This window comes from Thalassospira sp. UBA1131 (assembly GCF_002311515.1).
Lineage (GTDB): Bacteria > Pseudomonadota > Alphaproteobacteria > Rhodospirillales > Thalassospiraceae > Thalassospira.
This window is the reverse complement of record NZ_DCAO01000011.1, coordinates 1-2688: the sequence shown is the minus strand read 5'-3', so window position 1 is coordinate 2688 and position 2688 is coordinate 1. Positions and strand designations below refer to the sequence as shown.

Below are 2688 nucleotides of genomic sequence, written 5' to 3'. Positions count from 1 at the left end.
AGATAATCCTGTGCAACAGCTTCCGGATCAGACACCAGGTCTTCGTACGAAAGATCATACAACTGGCCATTGTGATCCGCTTCAAAACAGGTATTCATCAGACCGACATAACCGCGGTAGTAGTCGGCAAACTCCGCAAGATCATCAGAATAGCGCATCGGTATCGAGAATGGCGTTGTATAGATCGAAAGACAGGTCGCAAGTGGATGGCGATGAGTGTGAATGATCGGTGCATCGGGAAAGACGCGCCGGATCATCTCAACACGCAGGAAATTGGCCGGTGTCTTGTTGGTGACAAACCGCTTTTCGGGCGCATAGGCCTTGAGTGCCGCAAGATACTGTTTGCGAATTTTCTTCGCTGCCTTGGCATCGATGCGCGCCAATTGATCAGAAATCTGGCCACGTCCGACCACATCAATCACCGCCTTGGCAAAGTCGCCGATTTCGCCAGCGGCATGCACATCGGGATGGGCACCAAGAATACGCTCGGTCAGGGTTGTTCCGGATCGCGGCATCCCGACGATAAAGATCGGGCGCGGGCCATCTTCATTCTCAGAACTGATACCTTCAAAAACCGGCGCTGAACGGACCATTTCATGCAAACGCGCAAGCTCACTGAGCTCGCGCGCCATATTAAACGGCCGCTCCGTCCGGTGTGCCCGATGACCCAACCGATAGAAATCAAAGGCCTCTTTCATATTGCCCTTGATTTCCTCAATCTTTGCCCGCGCAAAGGCAGCCTTGTAGTGCTCCATCTTTGCAAGATCGGGATTATCGAGCATTGCGTCCAGCAAACCGGCAGCATTGTCGGGCATCGATTGCGGACGCATAAAGGAAATGATCAGGTATGGCTGCGCGCTGGCGGTCGGCTTCCTGCGAATGATCTCAAGGCTTTCAGTAACCGCACGTTCCACTTCACCCGCCATTGAATAGGAAGAGGCAAGCAACATCCGTATCGCGAGCACATCAGGCTTACGCGCAACGATGCCTTCGAGGACAGAAAATGTCTGCATGTACTTTTCCTGATACAGATAAACGCGCGCAAGCAGCATCTGGGCTTCGTCGAATGTCTCGCTTGTGCCGGGAATTGCATTCAGAATGTCGATTGCTTCGCTCAGTCCCGGGGCAAAACACAATCCGGGGCTTTTGCTGAGCTGTCTTTGAAAGATGACGTCGGCGAGCATATAGCTTAGCCGGTCCTTTTGCGTCGCAGTACGCAAACGCTTTTTGATCGCAGATTCAAATGAAGAGTAGTCATTTGACTGATATGCATATTGCAGGAAGTTCTGAGCGACTGGTCCAAAAAAACGGTCAGTCAACGGAAGCGAATTAAACAGCTTTTTCAGCCTTCTACCTGCACTTGCAACAGAACCCGCCTGCAGCTCGCTCACCGCAGTCATGATCTGGATATCTGTTCTATTGGAGTGCAAACGCAGTATTTGCGCGCCAATCATGGCTGCTCGATCGAACTGCCCGGCCGACATTTCCTGCTTCATTTCAAGCGCAATGTCTTTTTGTGACTGCGTCATTCATCTGTCCCTGGATGCGTATGTTTTGATCTACGCCCCCTCCCCAAGCACGTAACGACTATAAGTCAGTTACATAATACCGCAAAGCACAATCCGGGATCTTCTGACCGATGTTCACGTAATTGTGACAGAACTGCCACATCCTAAAGTTGTCGTTATGGAACAGAATTTCGATGTTGTTTTCGTGATTTAAAGCTGGCGGATGCCAGAACCGCACCGCTGACAATCAGGATGCACCCCACAACAATGGTCGGTGTTGCAATCGCCTTGCCGAACGCGATCAACAAGCAGGTGCTGAGCAACGGCGCGCCATAGGCCAGAACACCGAGGATCTGGATATCACCGTGTTTGGTGCCATGATCCCAGACGAAGAATGCGGCCCCGACCGGGCCCAGTCCGAGCCCGAGAATAGCAAGCCACTGTCTGGCGTCCGGCGTTACCCAGTCTTCGATCATGCCGTGCGTAACAAGGCCAAGAATGGCAGCACCTGCACAAAACCCGCAGACTGCCCCCACCGGAACATTGCGATAGCGCCGGTTCACGACCGAATAACCCGACCACAGAAGTGAACAGATAATTGCCGCCCCGTATCCCAGCGCGAATGCCGGATCAAAGGTCAGGGCTTGCCCCTTACCCACCAGAAGAACAGCGCCGGACAACCCCAGAACGGCACCCCCGGTATGCTGCCATTTCAGGCGTTCGCCGGGCAAAAGTGCGGAGAACAAAACAATCAGCAGCGGCCAAAGATAAGCAATCAGGCTGGCTTCGACCGCAGGCGCGTTTGCCAGCGCGACAAAATAGAAAAAGTGATAGCCAAACAGCCCCGCCACACCAAGCACCCAGGCACCAAGTGGTTGACGCAAGGCGCGAACCACATCACCACCGCGGAGCGTAATCCAGAGCGCACTGAAAATGCTCGCAATACCAAAGCACAAACTGACCAATTGAAACGGCGGGATGTCGGCGACTTCGGTCGTGAACAGGGCAAGCATGGCCCAAAGAATTACGGCAACCGAACCGATCAAGGTTGCCTTACGTTTTTCATCCATCGCACCCATCCGAGTTTGCTGATTTTGCAAACCGGAAGATGCACCTGTTTGACGATCCGGTCTTTGCCCAAACTCCGGAAGTTCGCGACAAGTATCTGGTGGGAAGTATG

At 53.1% G+C, this 2688-nt stretch carries 2 protein-coding genes; both read right to left on the bottom strand.

The window, feature by feature from the left end:
- On the bottom strand, nucleotides 1-1529 hold a 1529-nt coding region (locus tag B3Z49_RS01400; protein WP_296987716.1), incomplete at its 3' end, for a tetratricopeptide repeat-containing sulfotransferase family protein.
- Nucleotides 1530-1684: 155 nt separating this feature from the next.
- Nucleotides 1685-2578 (bottom strand): DMT family transporter, encoded by an 894-nt coding sequence (locus B3Z49_RS01395; RefSeq protein ID WP_296987713.1) that lies wholly within the window; start codon nucleotides 2576-2578, stop codon nucleotides 1685-1687.
- Nucleotides 2579-2688: the final 110 nt, after the last annotated feature.